The organism is Ochrobactrum sp. Marseille-Q0166, assembly GCF_014397025.1.
GTDB lineage: Bacteria > Pseudomonadota > Alphaproteobacteria > Rhizobiales > Rhizobiaceae > Brucella.
Genome location: NZ_JACJUO010000001.1, coordinates 1532581 through 1554451, shown reverse-complemented (window position 1 = coordinate 1554451; position 21871 = coordinate 1532581). Strand labels below are relative to the sequence as shown.

Sequence of the window (21871 nt, the reverse complement as noted above, 5' to 3'; positions counted from 1 at the left end):
AATCAACCTTTGCGGGGAGGTCAAACAAAAGCCCCGGCCAAAGGCCAGGACTTTTACACCATAGGTGCCGTTCAAGGCACAAGGAGGTTTATCACTGCGCAGGAGCAGGCGTTGCCGGTGCTGGATCGCTAGCAGGCGTCTCCATCGCTGGAGCATTTGTCTGTCCCGTTGCAGTTGGATCAGCCACGCCGTCCGAAAAGAGCGCTGAACGGTCAAAAGCTGGAGCATCCGTCAACTGGTCCTTGGAGGCCTTGATCACCAGCCATTTTTTACCATCACTGCGCTTCGCAAGTTGAAGCTGATCCGGACTTACCGCGACGTCTTTTTCACCCACGCCAAGGAAGCCGCCGACACCGATCACTGCTGCCTCAACGTGCCCTTCCGGGCTCACAATCAGGTCATTCAACTTACCGACAGAGGCTGCGTCAGGCGCGTCGCTCTCATAAATACTCTGTCCGATGAAGCTAGACACAAGCATCTGGCCATCTTTAGCTTCCATAAAGCCAATTTTGTCAGCATTTTCGGCTGGCGGATTGCCAAACATGTTCTGGGAGGAAACCGGCAGTTCCGGTGCTGCTGCGGGCGCATCTGTAGGGGCAGGGGTCGCAGTCTGCGCGAAGGCTGTGCCACCAATAAACAATGCACACGTCGTTGTCAGAAGTGCTGTTCTAAGCATAATTATCTCCTCTATACGCTCGGTTGCATTATATGAACGTAGAGAAGGCAATTGAGTTCCAATATTTTTAATATTCTGATTGGATATAATGATAATTAATACAATCTATATCTGACTAATAATTCCAAACTAAAAAACAAGACAGGCCGGAAAATCCGGCCTGTCTTTTATATCATATGGGAACTTGAAATTTAGCTGCAGCCGCTTGTAGCACCACAAGTGTCGCACTTAAGACAGGTTCCATTGCGAACCATCGTGAAGTTTTGACATTCCGTGCAGCTGTCTCCGGTGTAACCCTGCATCATCGACTTAATGCGACGGTCAGCTTCAAGCTTCTTCGCAGCATTCGCAGTTTCTGCGCGGGCAGATGCCGCATCCGACGCAGCCTTATCCGAAAACAGTTCAGTCGCAGCGACATTGTCCAGCTGTGGCGCTGCTGTCGATTGCTCTTCAAACTCGCGCTTGAACGCAGTCGCACCATCCGTCACCAAGCCAACGGAAGCCGGGCGGTTTGAGGGGGACTTGAGCGTTGTAACATTCGAGACCTGTTGTGGCGTCGATACAGCGGAACCCTTCGATTCATTGGCGGGCAGAGCGTTCGATACAAGCGTTGGCTTGTAGCCGCGTGTCCAGCCAGTCGAAACGAGATTGGTCTTGCCTTCCTGAATGCCCTTGCCGAGCGCCGTGTTTGAGAAATCGCTCGTATCGACGTGAGCGAGATCATTGCGGCCAAGGTAAGAAACAGCCAGTTCGCGGAATACATAGTCGATGATCGAGGTTGCTGTCTTTATCGCATCATTGCCGATGACCATGCCGGCAGGCTCGAACTTCGTGAAGGTGAACGCTTCGACATATTCCTCGAGCGGCACGCCATATTGCAGACCAAGCGACACAGCGATAGCGAAGTTGTTCATCATCGCACGGAAAGCAGCGCCTTCCTTGTGCATATCGATGAAGATTTCGCCGAGACGACCGTCTCCAAATTCACCGGTGCGCAGGTAAACCTTGTGGCCCCCAACGACTGCCTTCTGCGTGTAACCCTGACGGCGGTTCGGCAGTTTTTCACGCTCGTGAACGATCTTTTCGATGACCTTCTCGACAACGCGCTCGGTAATCTGGACTGCGCGCGCTGCGGCCGGTGCTTCGATCAGCGCTTCCACTGCATCATCCTCGTCTTCATCGTCAGAGATGAGTGACGCATTGAGCGGCTGCGAAAGCTTGGAACCATCGCGATAAAGCGCATTGGCTTTAAGAGCCAGCTTCCACGACAGAAGATATGCGCTCTTGCAATCTTCAACCGTTGCTTCATTCGGCATGTTGATCGTCTTGGAGATCGCACCCGAAATAAACGGCTGCGCTGCGGCCATCATGCGGATGTGGCTGTCAACTGAGAGGTATCGCTTGCCGATCTTGCCGCAAGGATTGGCACAATCGAACACTGCGTAATGCTCTTCCTTTAGGAACGGCGCACCTTCAAGGGTCATCGCACCGCAAACATGTACGTTTGCCGCTTCAATGTCCTTCTTGGCAAAACCAAGTGCTGGCAACATTTCAAACGAGAAATCGTTCAACTGCTCATCCGTAAGCTTCAGCACGTCCTTGCAGAAATCTTCGCCCAGCGTCCATTTGTTGAAAGCAAACTTGATGTCGAATGCGCTCTTAAGAGCAGTATTCAGCGCTTCAATCTTCTCATCAGTAAAGCCCTTCGACTTCAGCGATGATGGATTGACGCCCGGAGCCTGATTGATGTTGCCATGGCCGACTGCATAAGCTTCGATTTCGGCGATCTGGCTTTCGGCGTAACCAAGTGTGCGAAGTGCTTCAGGAACTGCGCGGTTTATGATCTTGAAATAACCACCGCCGGCAAGCTTCTTGAATTTTACCAGCGCGAAGTCTGGTTCGATACCGGTTGTGTCGCAATCCATGACAAGGCCGATCGTGCCGGTCGGCGCGATAACGGTTGCCTGTGCATTGCGGTAGCCGTGCTTTTCACCAAGTTCCAATGCCTTGTCCCATGCAGCACGTGCGTGGATGATCATGTTCTGATCAGGGCAATCCTCAGCAATCAGAGCGACCGGGTTGACGGCAAGACCTTCGTAACCTTCCGTCTCACCATGGGCGGCGCGACGATGGTTGCGGATAACGCGCAGCATGTGCTCAGCGTTTGGCTCATAGCTTGGGAAAGCGCCAAGCTCACGCGCCATTTCAGCTGACGTGGCATAGGCAACACCAGTCATGATCGCGGTGAGGGCGCCGCCGATGGCGCGACCTTCATCAGAGTCATAAGGAATACCATTGGTCATCAGCAGGCCGCCAATATTGGCATAGCCGAGGCCGAGCGTGCGATATTCGTAGGAGAGACGGGCAATTTCCTTCGAAGGGAACTGCGCCATCATCACCGAGATTTCGAGAACCATCGTCCACAGACGAGCAGTATGCTCATAGGCGCTGATGTCGAACGAGCCGTCCTTGTTGCGATAGGTCAGCAGGTTGATTGATGCGAGGTTACAAGCCGTGTCATCCAGGAACATGTATTCCGAACACGGATTGGACGCACGGATTGGGCCTGCGGTCGGGCAGGTGTGCCAATCATTCATCGTGGTGTTGAAATGCAGGCCCGGATCAGCCGACGCCCAGGCAGCATAACCGATCTTTTCCCAAAGATCGCGGGCTTTCAGCGTCTTCATGACGCGACCATCGCGGCGTGCAGTCAGGTTCCAGTCGCCATCCTCTTCGACAGCGCGCAGAAATTCATCCTTGAGCGATACCGAATTGTTCGAGTTCTGGCCTGCGACCGTCAGATAAGCTTCCGAATCCCAGTCGGTGTCATAGGTCTTGAACTGAATGTCAGTGTAGCCCTGACGTGCAAACTGGATAACACGCTTGATGTAGTTTTCAGGAACCTGATTCTTCTTGGCCGCGCGAATTTCGCGCTTGAGGGCAGGGTTCTTTGCAGGCTCGAAGCAATCATCATTATCGGCTTCGCAATTGACGCAAGCCTTCATAATGGCAGTCAGATGCTGCTTGACAATTTTGGAACCCGTTACGAGAGCGGCAACCTTCTGCTCTTCTTTCACCTTCCAGTCGATATATTCTTCGATATCCGGATGATCAACATCGACGACAACCATCTTGGCCGCACGACGGGTCGTACCACCGGACTTGATCGCGCCCGCGGCACGGTCGCCGATCTTAAGGAAGCTCATCAGGCCGGAGGACTTGCCACCGCCCGAAAGTTTTTCGCCTTCACCACGCAGATAGGAGAAATTCGAACCGGTGCCTGAGCCGTATTTGAAGAGACGCGCTTCACGAACCCAGAGATCCATGATGCCGCCTTCATTGACGAGATCATCGCCCACCGATTGAATAAAGCAGGCATGTGGCTGCGGATGTTCGTAAGCGGACTTCGATTTCGTCAGCTTGCCTGTCTGCCAGTCAACATAGAAATGCCCCTGACCAGGACCGTCAATACCGTAAGCCCAATGAAGACCTGTATTAAACCATTGAGGGCTGTTTGGCGCCACGCGCTGCGTCGCCAACATGTAAGCGAGTTCGTCGCGGAAAGCGCTCGCATCTTCTTCCGTATCGAAATAACCACCCTTCCAACCCCAATAGGTCCAGGTGCCAGCAAGACGATCGAAGACCTGACGCGCATCCATTTCGGAGCCGTAGCGCTCACTTTCGGGGAGCTTCGCAAGCTTGTCTTCATCCGCTACCGAACGCCAGAGCCAGGAGGGAACGTCGTTTTCCTCAACCTTCTTGAGTTCGGCAGGGACACCAGCTTTGCGGAAATACTTCTGCGCAAGAATGTCGGCAGCAACTTGACTGAACTGCGCAGGAACTTGGATGTTCTCAAGGCGGAACACCACAGAGCCATCGGGATTCTTGATCTCACTCGTCGCCGTGCGGAATTCGATCTCCGCATAAGCTGACTGGTTTTCTTTGGTAAAACGGCGTTCGATCTTCATCTGTCCCATCCAAACGTTCTATATATAGTAGCCGAAGCGATCAATTTCAGCGTCGGCGTGCCAGCCGCAAGAGGCATCTTGCATATTTGTTTCGAACGTCCTCCCTGTACGAGAGGGCAATCATGTTGAGGAGCTCGCTCCTTTAGAATTCTTGCGCCAAACGCGTTCTATGAACGTGATAGCAGTCCCAGCCGCTTGGGCGGCCTTCTTCGAAGTCAAATGAACTTGCGGATAAGGTTTTTCCCTATCTGGTATGTTACCATAATTAAAAATACTAAATCTAGTATTAATCTGACAATCACACCAACAAAACCCGAGCTTCTTACAACGCTAAGCCTCTGAATTTGAGACGCAAAAAACCTCGCGCGATAGACGTCTTTCCGACGCAACGCCCGATATCCATCCGACAAAATTGAAAAAAGACCGAATAAATTGACTACGCTCGGCCACGCTACTTACGCAACGACCATTTCATAAAAAACGACTCGAACATGAGCGTCAAGCTTTGGTTTACCATATGCTCCCCAACGCTAGATATTGTGATAACGCCTTGGGGGCGAATGTGGATAACGGGGAGAATGACAGATATATGACTATCTACTCAAATATTGCCGAAACATTGCTAATTAGCAACACTTGGACCACTGGAAATGCAATGCGATTATGAAAGTTACTCGGCTGCGATCGCTGCCAAAGAGCCGTCAAATCCGAGAAGAATACGCTTCAAGTCGATTTCGTCGACGCGTTCTGCCGCCTGATGCGGAGAGACCCACTCGCAAACGCGCTGCTCACGTTCTGGCCAATCCTTTGCACGTTCAACAAAGTGCAAAGCATAAACAGCGACGGTAAACTGATTGATGCATTCCGGCGGAAGGTCATTTTTGTAATAATCGAAACTACCAATTGGATGAGATGAAATCTCTCCATGAACTCCAGCTTCTTCGTAAGCCTCACGTGCAGCCGTCTCAGCAAATGTGCGGCCGATTTGCGGCCACCCCTTGGGGATAATCCAGCGACCAGTACCCCGACTGGTGATAACGAGGATTTGCAGTTGTTCCGATTCATAACGATACACAAGTGCTGCAACTTGCTGCAAACGACCAGAAGGCGTCAGAATACGCTTCTCCGTTGCTACAAATTTTTTAGCCTGTGTTTTCACTGCGAAAGTCCCACCATTTTTTACCAAGAATGGATTGATTCGCCAAAATGACAATGGAATTATTTTACAGGCTCTTAGAACAAGAAGCTTAAAACACTTTCTTTTTAAGGCTTTACTGAAATTAGCGAACACTTCGCTTTAAATAAAAAGCTAAGCGATGCGCCTCCATCTCTTTTCGGCTAACTTTCAATATAGTGTAATTGCGGCGGATTTACCACCGCACTCCACTTTCACTTGTTTTCGTTTAGCCGCGTTTTCCGCCGGCAATTGGTTCCTGATATGTGAAACCCATATCCCAAGGGAAATAAATCCACGTATCCTGAGAGACTTCCGTTACGAATGTATCGACCAGCGGACGACCTTTTGGCTTTGCATAAACGGTTGCAAAATGCGCCTTTGGCATCATTTCGCGAACGATTGCGGCTGTTTTCCCGGTATCGGTCAAATCGTCGACGACGATTACACCTTCACCACCGTTTTCTAGAAGCGGAGAGCTAATCCCTTTAAGAACTTCCATTTCCCCTTGCGATGTATAATCGTGATAAGAAGCAACGCAGACTGTTTCGATCAAACGAATACCGAGCTCACGGCAAACAATTGCAGCCGGCACCAGACCACCGCGGGTGATAGCGACAATAGCGCGCCATTCGCGGTTCATATCAGAAATACGCCATGCGAGTGCGCGGGCATCACGGTGGAACTGATCCCAGGAAACGGGGAATGCTTTATCGGGCAACGACATCGAAACGCTCCATGAAAATCCAGAAGTTTCTGGATCTATAAAACCAAAAATGCGCGATGACTGGTGCCATTCGCGCTGAACTGTATGGATCTGCCGCTTTTCTTGATGCGCGCACAGCATTTCACATGCATGCTGCACAATAGAAAAGGCTCTCCGCCCGGCACAGTCAGCGCCGGGTGATGCTGATAACCGCAAAAATGGCGTTTGCGCAAGAGCGGCGTGAGATCATCGTTCTTCAAAGAGCAAAATAACGCTCCGGCCTATACAAGTTTCAGCCATCATGACTTATTATTTCAATTAACGTGAGAATAGCGTCAAAATTGGCAACTCGTTCAACATGGAGCGCGTCACGCCGCCAAAAACCAGTTCGCGCAGTCGTGAGTGGCTGTATGCGCCCATAACCAGTAGGTCTGCACGGTGTGAAATGATGTGCTCTCTTAATACATCCTGCGCAGAACGGCTGTTTGACGCAAGAGGTGTAACCCCCACATTGACACCATGACGTGCAAGTGCTGCGGCCAGTTCGCTGCCAGCGAGCGCTTCATCTTCACCTTCGCGTTCTGGGGGATCAATCCAGACGAGTTCAGTTCGGGTTGCGTTTTTCATTAAGGGCAGAGCATCAAACGTGGCACGCGCCGCTTCGCGCTTGCCATTAAATGCCACAACGATCCGATCAATCGCTTCAAGAGGAAGCGCTGGGGCATGGGGAACAAGCAAAACCGGGCAGCTTGAATTAAACACCAGTGTATCTGCGGTTTCGTCATTTGTTGCTGGATCGTCAGGGTCCGGTTGACCTGCAACCAACAACTCAGCGCCAAGGCAAGAGGTTAGTACACCATCTGCCGCTGTACCGGTTTCTGATCGTGTAATGCGAAATTCGTAATCGATTCTCTGACGAAGCATTTCCTCTTCGAAAAGCGACTTCAAACGCGCAGAGATTTCATTGTGCTGCTTGTCATGCAGTTCAAACATGCCTGGATCAATGAATCCATTGGGATCGGCATAAACAATGGGTGAAGGAACGGAATAAAGCCCTATTACATGAATATCAGGCGTTTTGCGCGTCAGAAGAGCAACTGCCGACAAAACCCGCTTTAACTCGGCTTCACTGCGGGAATAGGCTACGACCGTTTTGTAGGACATATCAGTTCTCCTTCCGGCTATACTCTCATTTTAACATGACATGTGGTTCAAGCTCAGGTGAAATTTTAAGCCGAACCTTGCGCTTGTAATCTTGTTATCATCACTTCGATTGCGACCACGGCTACATCGATTTTCGCTTCATCGCTGCCACGGACAACCAGTTCTGTGCTGAACCTGCCATTTTCAAACTTCGGGTAAGATCCGATGATTGTGTCCGGGTTTTCATTCTGGATCTTTGTGAGCGGTGCTCCAATTACGCCTTCGCCAAACGGACAATGAACTGCTTTCGACAAGAGTTTTCGCCCGGTTTTCAGCGACGGAAGAATATTATCCAGCATGGCCTGAAAGACAGACGGCACTCCGGCCATCACATAGACATTACCGATATGGAAGCCGGGTGCCGTGGACACCGGATTATCGATATGTTCCGAGCCCTCAGGCATCCGTGCCATACGTTTGCGAGTTTCCGTGAACTCGAGATTACGCCTGGCATAATTGTCGCCCAGAAGCTTCATCGCCTTTTCATCATAGATGCATGGCACTTCAAAAGCGCGTGATACGGCGTCTGCAGTAATATCATCATGTGTAGGACCGATACCGCCCGACGTGAAAACATAATCATAGCCTGAACGCAACGCATTGAGCGCTGAAACAATCGCATCTTCATCGTCAGCTACAATACGGACTTCTTTAAGATCAATGCCTGCCGCTGTAAGAACATCGGCCAGATGGCCAATATTCTTATCCTTGGTGCGTCCAGAGAGAAGTTCATCGCCGATTGCAAGCATTGCAGCCGTAACGGCCTGCTGCGAGGTAGTCGTCATGCCCAGACTCCATTCTGTGTATGCACAGTTAATCCCCGGCAGATGAATGCTGCAACTGGTTTTCTGCGTTTTTCAAAGGGAAGCTCCCCGCGTGATACTGTTTGTTTTCAAAATAACTTTTATTCAATAAAAATGTTGCGGGTTATTTTTCAAATCTTTTCCACTGGCAAAAAAACCAGTTGTTACAATTGCTCGAAACAGCTTGAATTTGCTTCACAAATCATGACATAGAAATGCTCAGCTGCGGTCGTGGCGAAATTGGTATACGCAACGGACTTAAAATCCGTCGCCTTTTAGGCTTGCGGGTTCAAGTCCCGCCGACCGCACCACTCATCTCCCTTGATGAAACACGATAATTATACTCATGTTTATCGTTTCAAGCTTGTTTGCACTCTCAAAGCCATGTAGCCATGCGCGAATACCTGAGAAAAAGCAGAAAGCTGAACAATGAACGCCTTCGTTAAAGCCGTAGCTCAAGCTGAAGCCGCCATGCGTGCGCTCTTCCCAGAGACACCTTTGCAGCTCAATGACTATCTTTCACGGAAATACGGCGCGGAGATTTGGCTCAAGCGCGAAGATCTGACACCAGTTCGCTCATATAAAATACGTGGTGCCTTCAACTTCATTTCGCGTGCGGTAAAAACTGCTGATGAAAATGCTGTCTTCGTTTGCGCATCTGCTGGCAATCACGCGCAGGGTTTTGCCTTCGCCTGTCGACACTTTGGTCGCAAGGGTGTGGTGTTCATGCCTGTTACGACGCCGCAACAGAAAATCGACAAGACCCGCGCTTTTGGTGCAGAATTTATCGAAATTAAGCTCGTCGGCGATATTTTCGATGTTTGCTATGCTGCATCGCAAGAATATGCAGAGGCAAACAAGGGCGTGATGGTGCCGCCATTTGACCATGCAGGCATTATCGAGGGGCAGGCGACTGTTGCGCTCGAAATCGAACGCCAGCTACCGAATGGCAAGAAGCCGGATTTTGTCTTTCTGCCGGTTGGCGGTGGCGGCCTTTCGGGCGGCGTGACGCAATATTTCAGTGCTCTGGGCTCGAAGACTGCCTATCGCTTTATCGAGCCACAGGGTGCTGCGAGCCTTAAGGGCAGCCTTGAAGCAGACAAGCGTATCAAGCTTAGCCAAGTCGATAATTTTGTTGATGGTGCAGCCGTCGCAGAGATCGGCAAAGAAAACTTCAAACTTCTCAAAGGCTTCGACAAGAATATTGTCATAACAGTTCCAGAAAATCGTCTCTGTTCAACCATCGTCGAAATGCTGAATATTGAAGGCGTCGTGCTTGAGCCTGCCGGCGCACTCGGCATTGATGCCCTCAAGGATTTCAAGAAAAGCGAACTCAAAGGCAAGCGCATTGTCATCGTCGTATCTGGCGGCAATTTCGATTTTGAACGTTTGCCAGACGTGAAAGAAAGAGCACTTCGCTATGAAGGTCTCAAGAAATATTTCATCTTCCGCTTCCCGCAGCGTCCCGGAGCGCTGCGTTCATTCCTCGACCTGCTTGGACCGGAAGACGACGTTGCACGCTTTGAATATCTTAAAAAGTCTGCACGTAATTTTGGTTCTGTGCTGATAGGTATTGAAACCAAGGACGCTGCAAACTTCAAAATTCTGGAAAAGAAATTTGCAGATGCGGGCTGGGCCTATCAGGACATTACCGACAATCAGGTGCTTGCCGACTTCATCATCTGATAGACCTAAAGGCAAAATTCATTTGCTTTTTGGGGCATAATACCCCATATGGGGCCTCAGGCGCATGGGCTGAACAATTTCAGCCTTCCCGGAATCGGACTTGTTGCGTCTCGCCTCTTGCAGTCAGAATGGTCTGATAGCAGGGGAGACCCGACTGGTTTCGGGCACGGCAGCGCAAGTCGACCGGAGTTTTCCGGCGTCCCGTCGTACATCCAAGATATTCCGTTCGGCAAGTTGCGCTTGCCCGAAGTTTTAAAGCGGACCGCAACTATGCGGTGCCGCCGAAAGAGTTTAAATTGACTACTGAAAATATTGGCGAGAACGCAGCTGAAAACATCGGCGGCTTTGCCGCTCTTGGCGTTACTGGCGTGCTACTCAAAGGCGTTGAAGCCGCTGGCATGACCGAGCCAAAGCCGATCCAGACGCAGGCTATCCCGCATCAGCTGGAAGGCCGCGACATTCTGGGTATTGCACAGACCGGCTCTGGCAAAACTGCTGCATTCAGCCTGCCGATCCTGCAGAAAATCATTGCACTTGGTGACAAGCGCAAGGGCAAAACCGCGCGCGCGCTGATCCTTGCACCAACTCGCGAATTGGCCGTGCAGATTGAAGAAACAATCCGCACTGTTGCCAAGCACGCCCATATCTCCACCGCCCTTATTCTTGGTGGCGTATCGCGTTTGAGCCAGATCAAGCGTATGCAGGGTGGTGTGGACGTTCTTATTGCAACGCCGGGTCGTCTGACCGATCTGGTCCGCGAAAACTGCGTTGACCTGTCGGAAACCCGTTGGCTGGTTCTCGATGAAGCCGACCGTATGCTCGACATGGGCTTCATCAATGATGTGAAGCGCATTGCCAAGGGCACACACAAGAACCGTCAGACAGCACTTTTCTCGGCAACAATGCCAAAGGAAATCGCAGCGCTCGCACAGAGCCTGCTTCGCGATCCAATTCGCGTTGAAGTTGCTCCACAGGGTACGACAGCGGCTGAAATCACGCAGGTTGTGCATCCTGTTCCAACCAAGGAAAAGCGCCGTCTGCTCTCCGGCCTTCTGGGCGACAAGGGCATGAAGTCGGTTATCGTCTTCACCCGTACCAAGCATGGAGCGGATGCGGTCGTTCGTCATCTCGAACGTGATGGCTTTGACGTTGCTGCGATCCATGGCAATAAATCGCAGAATGCCCGTCAGCGCGCGCTGAACGGCTTCCGCGATGGCACATTGCGCATTCTGGTTGCAACCGACATCGCCGCACGCGGTATTGACGTTCCGGGCATCAGCCACGTTGTCAATTACGATCTGCCGGATGAACCTGAAACCTACGTGCACCGTATTGGCCGTACCGGCCGTAACGGCGCAAGCGGCGCTTCGATTACGCTTTACGATCAGGCAACAGAAGATTCGAAGCTGCGCGCCGTTGAACGCGTGACGCGTAACAAGCTGACCATCAAGGAAGCGCCTGTTAAGCTCGCACCAGCACCGGCTGCAAAGTTTGATGATGGCGAAGACAAGCCACGTTCGGATCGCAAGCCGGGATCGCATTCTGTGCCGCAGAAACATCGCCGCCCTGCAAATAAGATGGCGAAGTCTGGCGAACATCGCTCAGGCCAGGGTTCCCAAGGATCACGGCCTGCAGGTGGAGAAGCTGTTGCGAAGCCAAAGCGTCCATTCCATCGCAAACGTCGTCCAGGTGGCAGCGGCGGCGGCCAACGCGCTGCTTAATCGCAGCACTACTTTTTCTAAAAGCCGCCCTTAACGGGGCGGTTTTTTCGTTTTAGCTGGATTTGTGAGTTATTCCTTGCAATTTCATTTGGAAAATTATTCCCCGCTTGCTTGAAGAACGTCGTGCTTCCACATAGTTTCCTGTCAACCAGAAGGAACGGAAGCCATGCTCAATTCGGCACTCGATGCTATCGGCAATACACCACTGATCCGCTTGAAAAAGGCTTCTGAAAGCACTGGTTGCGAAATCTATGGCAAGGCCGAATTTCTCAATCCCGGCCAGTCTGTAAAGGACCGCGCAGCGCTTTACATTATCCGTGATGCCGAAAGGCGTGGACTGCTCAAGCCCGGCGGCGTTATCGTTGAAGGTACGGCAGGAAACACCGGCATCGGCCTTACTTTCGTTGCCAAAGCGCTTGGCTATCGCACGGTGATTGTCATTCCAGAAACCCAGAGTCAGGAAAAGAAGGATGCGCTGCGCCTCCTTGGCGCAGAACTGATTGAGGTTCCTGCCGCGCCTTACCGCAATCCGAACAATTATGTGCGTCTGTCCGGGCGTCTGGCCGAACAACTCGCCAAAAGCGAACCCAACGGCGCAATCTGGGCCAATCAGTTCGATAATGTCGCCAATCGCATCGCACATATTGAAACCACCGCGCAGGAAATCTGGCGTGATACCGATGGCAAGGTCGATGGCTTCGTTTCGGCTGTAGGTTCAGGTGGCACGCTCGCAGGCACGGCCTTTGGCCTCAAGGAAAAGAATGCGGATATCAAGATCGCTCTCGCTGATCCGCATGGCGCAGCGCTTCATTCCTTCTACACGACAGGCGAATTGAAATCAGAAGGTGATTCCATCACGGAAGGCATCGGGCAGGGGCGCATTACAGCCAATCTCGAGGGTTTCACACCCGATTTTTCCTACCGTGTTGGCGATGCCGATGCGCTCGATATTCTGTTTGATTTGGTGCAGGAGGAAGGACTCTGCCTGGGCGGTTCTTCGGGCATCAATATTGCCGGTGCAATCCGTCTTGCAAAAGATCTCGGACCGGGCCACACAATCGTGACCGTGCTTTGCGACTATGGTAATCGTTACCAGTCCAAGCTGTTCAATCCTGCTTTCCTGCGCGGCAAAGATCTGCCTGTGCCGGGTTGGTTGGAAACGAAACCTGATGTTCACATACCATACGAGGGATAATCATGGCATACGAGACTGAAGCTCTGTTCCGCGAAGATGCATATCTTAAAAGCGCGGAGGGTTCGGTCCTTGCCCTGACAGATACTGGCGGAATTATTCTCGATCAGACAAATTTTTACGCCACTTCCGGCGGACAGCCGGGAGATACCGGCTTTTTTGAGCGTGCCGATGGATCGCGCATTGAAATTGCTGCAACCGTTACCGGCGAAAGCAAAAACGAAATCGTTCATGTGCCAGCCGAAGGGCAAGTGCTTCCCACGATTGGCGAGAAGCTTGTTCTGCATATCAATTGGGAGCGCCGCTACAAGCTGATGCGTATGCATACAGCCTGCCATCTTCTTTCTGTCGCGTGCCCGTTTCCAATTACCGGAGCCGCGGTTGGTGAAGACGAAAGCCGCGTCGATTTCGATCTTCCAGATGCGAGCTACACCAAGGAATCCGTTACCCAAAAACTCATGGAAATGGTGAAAGCCAATGATCCAGTTACGCTGCACTGGATCAGCGATGAAGAGTTTCTGGCTAATCCGGATATTGTGAAGTCGAAGAACGTCCGCCCACCTGTGGGTGCAGGGCGTCTTCGTCTGGTGGTTATCGGTGAAAATGGTTCGGTGGATTCGCAACCTTGCGGCGGAACACACGTTTCTGAAACGCAGGAAGTGGGTGAAATCCACATCGGCAAAATCGAAAAGAAGGGCAAGGAAAACCGCCGCTTCCGCATTCGATTTGGCAACGCACCATGAGAGCATGTCTCCCAAACGTGGGAACCGCCTTCGCGCGGAAATCAGTTCACTGGACTGATTTCTATTCCCGCTACGATGGGATAAAGATATGCTTAAAAACAAAGGGATAGAGTGAGCGCAGTGGATACGATTAATTGCGACACGCTCTAGTGTAAATTCAGGAGCAATCATGTCCGACAAAAGTGCCTTTGTTATCTCCCGCGATGATCTGAAAGCCCGACTGGGCGAGCCGGGTCTCGCAATCGTGGACGCATCCTGGTATTTGCCTGCAGCCGGTCGCAATGGGCGCGATGAATACGATGCAGCACACATTCCGGGCGCAGTTTTCTTTGATCAGGATGTGATTGCAGACAAGGATTCTGGGTTGCCGCATACCTTGCCATCACCAGAGCTTTTTGCGCGCCATGTCGGCGCGATGGGGATCACGGCGGATGAAACCATTGTCGTCTATGATGGCCCCGGCATGTTCTCTGCGCCGCGTGTCTGGTGGATGTTCCGTGTGATGGGCGTGAAAAACGTTCTGGTTCTCGATGGCGGTTTTGATGGTTGGAAAGCAGCAAACTTCCCTGTCACCGATGAAGTTACGAAAATCGCCGCAACGCTTTTCACGCCTTCATTCAATGCGGCAAAGGTTGTTGGTTTTGCCGAAATGAGCAAAATCGTGGATCAACGCAGCTCTCAGATTGCTGATGCGCGTGCCGCAGGCCGTTTCACAGGGCGGGATGCAGAACCGCGTGAAGGTATGCGTTCCGGTCACATGCCGGGCGCTCGCAACGTTCCGGTCGGTTCTCTGTCTGAAAACGGTCAGCTGAAAAGCCTCCACAGCCTTCGTGAAATCTTCGCCAGTGCCGGTGTAGACCTCAATAAACCAGTCGTCACCAGCTGCGGTTCAGGCGTAACCGCTGCCGTCATAACTCTGGCATTAACGTCGCTTGGCCATGAAGACAATCGGCTTTATGATGGTTCATGGAGCGAGTGGGGCAGCAGGCAGGATACGCCTGTGGTGACCGGCGAAGCAGAATAAGTATGACTGAAAAACTCATGGCCAGAGTAACCCATCTGGAAATGACAGCGCGTCCCGCGCTGTCGGTTCCCGTTCCCTCCAGCTTGCGCCTTGCCATAATGCGCTCGACCGAAATGCCGGTGCATTTCTATCGCTATCTCTACGAACAGGTTGGTCGCCAGCATCACTGGATGATGCGTCGCGTGCAAAGCGATGCGGAAGTGGCCGAAGCCATTCACGCTGAAACCGCCGAAATTCACGTTCTCTACGCTGATGGTAATCCGGCTGGCTTTCTCGAGCTGGACTTGTCTGCATTACCTGAAACGGCTGAAATTCTCTATTTCGGCCTGGTTCCCGATTATCAGGGCAGGGGATTGGGAAAATTTTTCCTCAATGAAGCAATTTCTACGGCCTGGTCCCATAGCCCGCAGAAAGTGGCTATCCACACCAACACGCTCGATAGCCCGCGTGCGTTGCAGCTTTATCAGAGGATGGGATTTGTACCCGTCAGCTGGTCCGAAGAAGAAGTCACGCCCTGGAACTAAATTATCCGCGGGCGGCTTCGCGTCCATTAGTGATCAAAACGACAGACGCACTCGTAATCCGACCGCTTTCTTCATCAAAAACGACGCAGTTCCTACCGCGCTGCTTGGCCATATAAAGGCAACGATCAGCGCGGCTTAACACTTGCGAATTGGTTTCGTTCTTTGGTGCAGATGCCACGCCGATACTGATCGTCAGCGGATATATTTGATATTCGGTAGCATGGAATGGTGTATTTTCTACTTCTGCGCGTATTCTCTGTGCGACGCGCATACCCGTTTCTCCCGTTGCACCAGGAAGAAAAACGCAGAATTCTTCACCACCGATACGCCCCACGAGATCGCCTTTACGCGTTACATTTTGTAGTGCAAAAGCAATCAGCTTGAGTGCGCGATCACCAACGCTATGCCCAAACGTATCGTTGATCGCCTTGAAGTGGTCGGCATCAATAACGAGAAGTGTTCCGCTTTCAATACGTGATCGGCTGATTTTCATCGCATCGAATAATGCTTCGCGGTTGAGCAGCCCGGTCATGTGATCGACACGCGAACGCGCCTGCAACTCACCATGGGCTTTTTCGAGCTGCGAATATGCATCACGAAGCTTATTATGCTGAATGAAGATATAAAATAGAGACGGAAACGCAGTAGCAATCGGTACAAACGTACTTAATGAAAGACCGACGACCCCCGGCATTTGGCCCAAAAAGAAACCCACAATAAAGCTTGTTGCGAGAGAAATTAAAACTACAGACAACGTTATCAACGCTGCCTTCCATAAAGCCATCCTCATGCCAATTAACTCCCCAACCACGACGAAGATGTTTTAGGTGCCTGTTTCTGAACCCTCTCTGAACAGACATTATTGTCGTGGCTCTTATAAGAGGAGTACTCCGATGAGAAAAGCTTCACCTCTATGTTAATGCAATTTTTTATATATAAGTGCCATTATAGACACAATCAAAGGTAGAGTTCTCGGATTATAGTATCCCGAGTTTTTGGGCTCTACAACTATCTTTTAAAAAATAACAATCAATGAAAATTTTCACATTTTACTAATCTATTATTTTCAAGACACTGTGTTTCAAACATACGAAAGGGCGCCCTATTGAACGCCCTTAAGCTAATACGATAAATCACAATATGATTAGAAAACAGCCAGATACTTGAGCAAAGATATTATACCGATAATAATTACGATTATCTGTGCAATCTGTTTTACTTTACCATCCAGCGGAAGCATGTTGATAAGATAAAGAACGAGAAAGATAACCAGAACCGTTATCAGAAGGCTGATGAGGATTGACATAGGTAGTCAGACCTTTCCCGGAACGTCTGTTTAAAACCCTCTCAGCAGCTGTTCCATTGCCGTACTGAGGAGTGAATCTTGCGAACGGGAATAACGGCTTTTTACAAAACCTTACACTGTCCCCAATCGATATCATTTGCGTGCACAAATGATGTGCCGATTAACGTATCAGTGAAAATAAAGTTCCTTCAAAATTGATTTTAAAATGGCGGCCTAAGCCGCCAGTTTCGATTGTATAAGTGATTATTTTAGCATCGAACCTGTCTGCTTGCGGCGACTATGCCAACTGAATGCTTCTTCCAAGAGGTGAGGAGTGTGGCCACCGCGCTGGCAGGCACGTTCAAAATAGTCGTTCAACTGATCCCGATAATCTGGATGCGCACAATTGTTGATGATCAGGCTTGCACGCTCACGTGGCGCGAGGCCACGTAAATCAGCAAGGCCTTGTTCCGTGACCAGAATATCAACATCGTGTTCGGTATGATCAACGTGGGTTACCATGGGGACGATCGACGATATGGCGCCATTTTTGGCTTCAGATTTGCTCACAAAAATCGAGATATAAGCATTGCGAGCAAAGTCACCGGAACCGCCAATACCATTCATCATATGTGTACCATCAACATGGGTCGAATTCACGTTGCCGTAAATGTCGAACTCAAGTGCGGTGTTGATGCCGATAATCCCCAGACGACGAATAACCTCGGGATGATTGCTTATTTCCTGCGGACGCAGAATCAGCTTGTCCCGATAGCGGTCGATATTGTTGAAAACGCGCTCGCCACAGGCAGGACTTAAGGTAATCGACGAGCCGGACGCATAATCAAGCTTGCCCGCATCGAACAGGTCGAATGTGCTGTCCTGTAACACTTCGCTATACATGCGAAGATTATGGAACGGACTGTCGACAAAGCCATTCAGAACCGCGTTAGCTATAGTGCCAATACCCGCTTGCAGCGGGTTCAGCGTCAAATCGAGTCGACCGGCCTCAACCTCATTCAACAGGAAGTTGATGAGGTGTGCGGCAATCGCCACTGTTTCACCATCCGCAGGCTCTACCGTTGAGGCGCTATCGTTCTCTTGTGTAATAACAATGCCAGCGATCTTTTCAGGTGGGATCGGAATATAGGGCAGGCCGACACGACTGTCACAGGCCGTCACCGGAATTGGATCGCGGGAAGGGCGCTTGGTTGGAATATAGATGTCGTGCAGTCCTTCCAACGCCGATGGCTGGTTCAGGTTGACCTCGACAATCACCTTCTTGGCCAAAATCGCAAAGCTGGCTGAATTACCGATCGACGTTGTTGGGATAATGCCGCCATTCTCGGTAATGGCCAGCGCTTCCACTACAGCATAATCAATAGGGCCGATCTGGTTGGAGCGAAGTTGCTCAACAGTCTCGGAAAGGTGCTGATCAATGAACATCACTTCGCCACGGTTGATCGCAGCGCGCAAAGTGCGATCCACTTGAAAAGGCATACGGCGCGCAAGAACATGTGCTTCCGTCAATAGCTTATCGACATCATGACCAAGGGAGGCACCGGTAATCAGCGTGATTTGAAATGGATCATCAGCCGCGCGCGCGGACATTGCGAGAGGGACTGCCTTCGCATCGCCAGCGCGGGTAAACCCGCTCATTCCAACGATCATGCCATCCTTAATCTGGCTTGCAGCTTCTTCCGCAGTAATGATCTTATCACGCAGAGATATGTTCCTGATACGTGATTCCAACATGTAATCTACCTTCCTTGCAGACGGGCTCTAGGCCGGAAACGACGCTCTCCGATACGCAAAGCGTTTAGTCTGACGATCAGAGTCGGCGCATGGAGGTAATAGCCCAAGCCGATAACTATTACACGCATGCTTTGGTCTTAGATTGAGTCCTGGATTGAGCCTCGTATTGACCATCAGCAGCTACATTGAAATGGGCTATCAGGAAAATGATTAAAATCAAACGGAAGCCGTTCCCATTCCGATGAAAACAGCATACATGTGGATTTGTCGGCACCGTCCTTCTCATAAAAACACTGAAGCGCATTTTTTCAGAAGCACCGTCTGGCTGGAAATTGGGCCTTCGCAAACAGAGGGTTACGCGATGAACAAAATCGCTAATCAGAACGTCGGTTTCGGACGGATTGCGGCTATCATTCCTGTCACAGATATGACCAGAGCCTATCATTTCTATGGTGAAATTCTCGGTTTCGAAAAAGTCTTCGAAAACGGTAATCCTGTTGGGTTCATGATCCTGCGAAATGATAAAGGCGAGCTGCATCTTTCACTACAGAAAGACCACAAGGCTGCGAACTTCAATATTGCACATATGCTGGTCGACAACGTCGATGCACTACAAGGCATTTGCAAACAGAACGATACGCGGATCATAAAAGGCTTGCAGGACAAAGACTACGGCATACGGGCATTTGTATTTGAAGACCCAGATGGCAATCGGATTGATGTTGGCCAGAAAACCAACAATACCACATCCTAGACACCGGACGTTATTCAGGCGTTAAAGTTATTTTTATATAACGAGCGCTTGCAGGGCAGGGCTTAATAGCCCTGCCTTAATATCATTTAGCGGCAGCGTGCAGTGTAAATCTGGCCACGCTTGTTTCTGTATTCGCATTTACCATTGCGTAGGTTACGAACGAGCAAACCGCCGATAGCGCCCGCACCGGCACCGATCAGTGCTCCACGACCGCCACCTGCGATCCCGCCAATGGCCGCCCCAGCAACGGTGCCGATGCTGACGTCTTTTTCTGTACTGGTACAGCCTGTAATGATAAGCATGGCAATTAGCGCTGCTGCTATTTTACCCATGAATTTGTCCTCTCCGTGAAGCCTCATTGGCACGCTAAAACTTTGAATTTATGCAAAATTTAGCAAGCCCAATATAATTAGATTTTATAGCAAAATACTAATATTTTCTCCAAAACTAAACGTTCTCTGCAAAGAGCCTCTGGAGCAGACTTAAAATTGTCAAAAAGAACCAGCGATCATTTTGCAGTGAAACCTAATCAATGATCTTACACTTCCTCGTTGAACGGCGTCTCATAACGGATAAGTTATTGTTATCATTTGCAAGTCGCACTTCAAGTTAGAACCCACCCTGGCCATTCAAGGAAATCGCATAATCTATCTTATGGAACTAACGGGTCAGCGTGGTTATGCGAATGCGATTAATGCCGTTTAGCTATATACAAATGACCATGGACTGGCGATCCTTGTTCGCTACGCACCACGATGTCTGCACAACGAATACATTCCATGCCATGGACTGAAAGAAGTGAACGCACATATTTCTGTGCATGTGCAAAGCGTTGAAAATCGCCAACCATGAAATAACGTCCCGCGAACCGCTCTTCGGACTGAGTTTCGCTTGAAAAGCAGAAATAACCTCCAGATTGCAGATTTTTAGCGACGCCGGAAAAGAAGTGTTCCAGATCCCCCATATAAGGCAGAACATCCGTCGCCACGATCAGATCCCATGCGTCTTCTTTGGTGTCCGAAAGAAAACGAACCGCTTCGCCGACAAAAAGTGCATCATAATCGCCTTTCTCATAGGCGACCTCGATCATGTTTTCAGAAATATCGACGCCGGTCTTGTGTGTGGCGATATCGTCAAGAGCATCGGCAGACAGGCCCGTGCCACAGCCCAGATCCAGCATTCGTTCCGCCTGAAATTCGTCGTTCATCTCCAGAAGCATTTCGCGTAACTGTAAAGGCACATCGTAACCCAGCTGATCCACCAGAATAATGTCGAACATTTCTGCATGCTGATCAAACAGCGTCGATACATAAGCATCCGGTGCTTTTGATGGCACAGCACCACGTCCCATACCAGCCAGACGGACCGAAGCACCACCATGGTCTTCCGGATCGATTTCTAGAACTGCTTGATATGCTTTGGCTGCTGCATCAAAATCGCCGGCTTTTTCCAGTACAAGCGCCTGATTGTAAGCTTCGGCCAAGGCTTCGTTATCAAATGAATCGAAATTGCTTGATTTGCCGTCGTGGGTTGACATCTACTTTGCCTTTTCGTGAACTCTCCTGCCCTACTAGCCCCATAAAGCAATGGCAGCAAGACAAGTTCTAATCTGTGATCGAAGGGACGGCGCTGGAAACAGGTTTATGGTCTGCAAGTTTACGCGCAATTACGGCACAAGCCATTAACTGTATTTGATGGAACAACATAAGCGGGAGTACGATACTTCCCACATCAGCACCGACAAAGATCGCACTAGCCATAGGCGCGCCGCTGGCTAGGCTTTTCTTGGAGCCGCAGAACATAATGGTTATCCGGTCGGCATGATTAAAACCAAGCCATTTACTACCATACCACGTAACGAGCATGACAATAACCAGCAGCAGGATGCTGACGCCGATCATTACTCCAAGATCATTCCAGGATACTTTTTGCCACAAGCCTTCAACAACAGCCTCGCTAAACGCGAGATAGACGACCATGAGGATCGAACCACGATCGACAAGACCCAATGACTTTCCATGTCGGCGCATGAAATTGCCGATCCATGGCTGTAGAATTTGGCCGAGCAAGAACGGCGCGAGCAATTGCAGCAAAATCGATTCAAGCGCATCAACAGAAATTCCGCCACCACCTTTGACCGCAAAGAGCAACCCAACGAGCAAGGGGGTCAGAAACATTCCCAAAATATTCGACGCTGATGCCGAAACAACAGCGGCTGCTACATTGCCACCAGCCATAGACGTAAACGCAATTGAAGACTGTACCGTTGATGGCAGAACGCAGAGATAGAGAATACCAAGATAGAACGGCGATTGAGACAATCCCGGAATGGTCCAACCAGCTAAAACTCCTAGAATCGGAAATAGCACGAAGGTAGAGAAAACAACCGCCAGATGTAGCCGCCAATGCGTGACACCTGCAACAACCGCTTCGCGTGACAGGCGCGCGCCATGCAAAAAGAATAAAAGTCCAACAGCGATCTTTGTCGCAATCCCAAACCACTCAGCGAAAACGCCCTGCACGGGTAGAAATGACGCAAGCAGAATAGTTGCAATCAACATGCTGGTGAATTTATCGGGCAGAAAACGCATTATCTCGGTAGTCCTTCATCACTTCATGCTGCATGTTGGCCAACAGTTCCTCTGGCCGTAATAGCT

18 protein-coding genes, 1 tRNA gene and 1 pseudogene are annotated in these 21871 nt (G+C 50.4%); 8 read left to right on the top strand and 12 right to left on the bottom strand.

The window, feature by feature from the left end:
* Positions 1 to 91: 91 nt before the first annotated feature.
* The 6 genes from H5024_RS07405 to H5024_RS07380 form a co-directional block, all read right to left on the bottom strand.
* A complete protein-coding gene (locus tag H5024_RS07405) occupies positions 92 to 676 on the bottom strand; it encodes a PRC-barrel domain-containing protein (RefSeq protein ID WP_187544910.1) in 585 nt (194 codons plus the stop codon).
* 191 nt (positions 677 to 867) lie between these two features.
* Positions 868 to 4644 carry a vitamin B12-dependent ribonucleotide reductase gene (locus tag H5024_RS07400; RefSeq protein ID WP_187544908.1) on the bottom strand — a complete coding sequence of 1259 codons (3777 nt, stop codon included), beginning with the start codon at positions 4642 to 4644 and terminating at the stop codon, positions 868 to 870.
* 670 nt (positions 4645 to 5314) lie between these two features.
* Positions 5315 to 5803 carry an NUDIX hydrolase gene (locus H5024_RS07395; RefSeq protein WP_187544906.1) on the bottom strand — a complete coding sequence of 163 codons (489 nt, stop codon included), beginning with the start codon at positions 5801 to 5803 and terminating at the stop codon, positions 5315 to 5317.
* A gap of 244 nt (positions 5804 to 6047) precedes the next feature.
* Positions 6048 to 6545, bottom strand: a complete 498-nt coding sequence (gene gpt, locus H5024_RS07390) for a xanthine phosphoribosyltransferase (RefSeq protein ID WP_187544904.1) — start codon at positions 6543 to 6545, stop codon at positions 6048 to 6050.
* Positions 6546 to 6842: 297 nt separating this feature from the next.
* Complete coding sequence (locus H5024_RS07385) at positions 6843 to 7688, bottom strand: universal stress protein (protein ID WP_187544902.1); 846 nt, start codon at positions 7686 to 7688, stop codon at positions 6843 to 6845.
* A 65-nt stretch (positions 7689 to 7753) separates the two neighbouring features.
* Positions 7754 to 8512: a competence/damage-inducible protein A gene (locus tag H5024_RS07380; RefSeq protein WP_187544900.1), complete on the bottom strand. Its 759-nt coding sequence runs from the start codon at positions 8510 to 8512 to the stop codon at positions 7754 to 7756.
* Between the two features lie 243 nt (positions 8513 to 8755).
* Between H5024_RS07380 and H5024_RS07375 the strand changes: the two genes are divergently transcribed.
* The 7 genes and pseudogenes from H5024_RS07375 (at position 8756) to H5024_RS07345 (ending at position 15420) form a co-directional block, all read left to right on the top strand.
* Positions 8756 to 8841 (top strand) — tRNA-Leu (locus tag H5024_RS07375).
* Between the two features lie 118 nt (positions 8842 to 8959).
* The gene (ilvA, locus tag H5024_RS07370) at positions 8960 to 10216 is read left to right on the top strand and encodes a threonine ammonia-lyase IlvA (protein ID WP_187544898.1); all 1257 of its coding nucleotides are present in this window, start codon (positions 8960 to 8962) and stop codon (positions 10214 to 10216) included.
* A gap of 117 nt (positions 10217 to 10333) precedes the next feature.
* Positions 10334 to 11937: pseudogene (locus H5024_RS07365) on the top strand (DEAD/DEAH box helicase).
* A gap of 166 nt (positions 11938 to 12103) precedes the next feature.
* The gene (locus tag H5024_RS07360; RefSeq protein ID WP_187544894.1) at positions 12104 to 13132 is read left to right on the top strand and encodes a cysteine synthase A; all 1029 of its coding nucleotides are present in this window, start codon (positions 12104 to 12106) and stop codon (positions 13130 to 13132) included.
* 2 nt (positions 13133 to 13134) lie between these two features.
* Positions 13135 to 13872 carry an alanyl-tRNA editing protein gene (locus H5024_RS07355; protein ID WP_187544892.1) on the top strand — a complete coding sequence of 246 codons (738 nt, stop codon included), beginning with the start codon at positions 13135 to 13137 and terminating at the stop codon, positions 13870 to 13872.
* A 169-nt stretch (positions 13873 to 14041) separates the two neighbouring features.
* Positions 14042 to 14896, top strand: coding sequence for a 3-mercaptopyruvate sulfurtransferase (sseA, locus tag H5024_RS07350; protein ID WP_187544890.1), 855 nt, complete (start codon positions 14042 to 14044; stop codon positions 14894 to 14896).
* Positions 14897 to 14898: 2 nt separating this feature from the next.
* Positions 14899 to 15420 carry a GNAT family N-acetyltransferase gene (locus H5024_RS07345; protein WP_187544888.1) on the top strand — a complete coding sequence of 174 codons (522 nt, stop codon included), beginning with the start codon at positions 14899 to 14901 and terminating at the stop codon, positions 15418 to 15420.
* 1 nt (position 15421) lies between these two features.
* Here H5024_RS07345 and H5024_RS07340 read toward each other — a convergent pair whose 3' ends face one another.
* The 3 genes from H5024_RS07340 to H5024_RS07335 form a co-directional block, all read right to left on the bottom strand.
* Complete coding sequence (locus tag H5024_RS07340) at positions 15422 to 16210, bottom strand: GGDEF domain-containing protein (RefSeq protein ID WP_187544886.1); 789 nt, start codon at positions 16208 to 16210, stop codon at positions 15422 to 15424.
* Between the two features lie 354 nt (positions 16211 to 16564).
* Positions 16565 to 16726, bottom strand: a complete 162-nt coding sequence (locus H5024_RS21600; RefSeq protein ID WP_313826499.1) for a Thivi_2564 family membrane protein — start codon at positions 16724 to 16726, stop codon at positions 16565 to 16567.
* 243 nt (positions 16727 to 16969) lie between these two features.
* A complete protein-coding gene (locus H5024_RS07335) occupies positions 16970 to 18460 on the bottom strand; it encodes an acetyl-CoA hydrolase/transferase family protein (protein WP_187544884.1) in 1491 nt (496 codons plus the stop codon).
* Between the two features lie 361 nt (positions 18461 to 18821).
* On the opposite strand from H5024_RS07335, the gene H5024_RS07330 reads away from it, so the two are divergent.
* On the top strand, positions 18822 to 19214 hold the full coding sequence (locus H5024_RS07330; RefSeq protein WP_187544882.1) for a glyoxalase superfamily protein: 393 nt from the start codon (positions 18822 to 18824) through the stop codon (positions 19212 to 19214).
* 86 nt (positions 19215 to 19300) lie between these two features.
* Here H5024_RS07330 and H5024_RS07325 read toward each other — a convergent pair whose 3' ends face one another.
* From H5024_RS07325 to H5024_RS07315, 3 genes are all read right to left on the bottom strand, one after another.
* Positions 19301 to 19546 (bottom strand): YMGG-like glycine zipper-containing protein, encoded by a 246-nt coding sequence (locus tag H5024_RS07325; protein ID WP_187544880.1) that lies wholly within the window; start codon positions 19544 to 19546, stop codon positions 19301 to 19303.
* A gap of 359 nt (positions 19547 to 19905) precedes the next feature.
* On the bottom strand, positions 19906 to 20751 hold the full coding sequence (locus tag H5024_RS07320) for a methyltransferase domain-containing protein (RefSeq protein ID WP_187544878.1): 846 nt from the start codon (positions 20749 to 20751) through the stop codon (positions 19906 to 19908).
* A gap of 67 nt (positions 20752 to 20818) precedes the next feature.
* Positions 20819 to 21805 (bottom strand): bile acid:sodium symporter family protein, encoded by a 987-nt coding sequence (locus tag H5024_RS07315; protein WP_187544876.1) that lies wholly within the window; start codon positions 21803 to 21805, stop codon positions 20819 to 20821.
* Positions 21806 to 21871 lie beyond the last annotated feature (66 nt).

Excerpts from the sequence above, each read along its gene's own strand:
- gpt (WP_187544904.1), bottom strand. The coding sequence starts at position 6,545 with ATGTCGTTGCCCGATAAAGCATTCCCCGTTTCCTGGGATCAGTTCCAC.
- H5024_RS07380 (WP_187544900.1), bottom strand. The coding sequence starts at position 8,512 with ATGACGACTACCTCGCAGCAGGCCGTTACGGCTGCAATGCTTGCAATC.
- H5024_RS07340 (WP_187544886.1), bottom strand. The coding sequence starts at position 16,210 with ATGAGGATGGCTTTATGGAAGGCAGCGTTGATAACGTTGTCTGTAGTT.
- H5024_RS07345 (WP_187544888.1), top strand. The coding sequence starts at position 14,899 with ATGACTGAAAAACTCATGGCCAGAGTAACCCATCTGGAAATGACAGCG.
- H5024_RS07360 (WP_187544894.1), top strand. The coding sequence starts at position 12,104 with ATGCTCAATTCGGCACTCGATGCTATCGGCAATACACCACTGATCCGC.
- H5024_RS07335 (WP_187544884.1), bottom strand. The coding sequence starts at position 18,460 with ATGTTGGAATCACGTATCAGGAACATATCTCTGCGTGATAAGATCATT.
- H5024_RS07315 (WP_187544876.1), bottom strand. The coding sequence starts at position 21,805 with ATGCGTTTTCTGCCCGATAAATTCACCAGCATGTTGATTGCAACTATT.
- H5024_RS07400 (WP_187544908.1), bottom strand. The coding sequence starts at position 4,644 with ATGAAGATCGAACGCCGTTTTACCAAAGAAAACCAGTCAGCTTATGCG.
- H5024_RS07355 (WP_187544892.1), top strand. The coding sequence starts at position 13,135 with ATGGCATACGAGACTGAAGCTCTGTTCCGCGAAGATGCATATCTTAAA.
- H5024_RS07385 (WP_187544902.1), bottom strand. The coding sequence starts at position 7,688 with ATGTCCTACAAAACGGTCGTAGCCTATTCCCGCAGTGAAGCCGAGTTA.
- H5024_RS07330 (WP_187544882.1), top strand. The coding sequence starts at position 18,822 with ATGAACAAAATCGCTAATCAGAACGTCGGTTTCGGACGGATTGCGGCT.
- ilvA (WP_187544898.1), top strand. The coding sequence starts at position 8,960 with ATGAACGCCTTCGTTAAAGCCGTAGCTCAAGCTGAAGCCGCCATGCGT.
- H5024_RS21600 (WP_313826499.1), bottom strand. The coding sequence starts at position 16,726 with ATGTCAATCCTCATCAGCCTTCTGATAACGGTTCTGGTTATCTTTCTC.
- H5024_RS07320 (WP_187544878.1), bottom strand. The coding sequence starts at position 20,751 with ATGTCAACCCACGACGGCAAATCAAGCAATTTCGATTCATTTGATAAC.
- sseA (WP_187544890.1), top strand. The coding sequence starts at position 14,042 with ATGTCCGACAAAAGTGCCTTTGTTATCTCCCGCGATGATCTGAAAGCC.
- H5024_RS07325 (WP_187544880.1), bottom strand. The coding sequence starts at position 19,546 with ATGGGTAAAATAGCAGCAGCGCTAATTGCCATGCTTATCATTACAGGC.
- H5024_RS07405 (WP_187544910.1), bottom strand. The coding sequence starts at position 676 with ATGCTTAGAACAGCACTTCTGACAACGACGTGTGCATTGTTTATTGGT.